1 protein-coding gene is annotated in these 277 nt (G+C 50.2%); it reads left to right on the top strand.

The genetic code is table 11. The features are described from left to right. Positions 1-277 (top strand): helicase-related protein (locus ACLJNW_RS24725; protein ID WP_410961292.1); only part of this gene is annotated, 277 nt, incomplete at both ends.

Raw genomic sequence — 277 nt, 5'->3', positions numbered from 1 at the left:
CCATACGCGAGTAGCAAAGCTGATCGGAAAATCATCTTTCTCTGAACGAAAACAAATTATCGAAGAGTTTGCTAGCAGCGGTGGAATCCTAATTGTTTCCGCGGCGACATCGACAAGAATCCCAGAGATGGCCGCCGTCATCTTCTACGACCTGCCGCTGAATCCAAACGTCCTTGACGCACGAATCGGTCAGTTCGTTCGGCTCGGGCGTCACGGACCAATCCGTGTTTTCGCGTTCGCAGACGAAACAAATGCACTTACGATTGAACGACTTCAA

The organism is Salmonella sp. SAL4457, assembly GCF_046548235.1.
In the GTDB taxonomy this organism is placed as follows: Bacteria; Pseudomonadota; Gammaproteobacteria; order Enterobacterales; family Enterobacteriaceae; genus Salmonella; species Salmonella enterica.
This window is presented reverse-complemented; position numbering and strand designations above follow the sequence as displayed.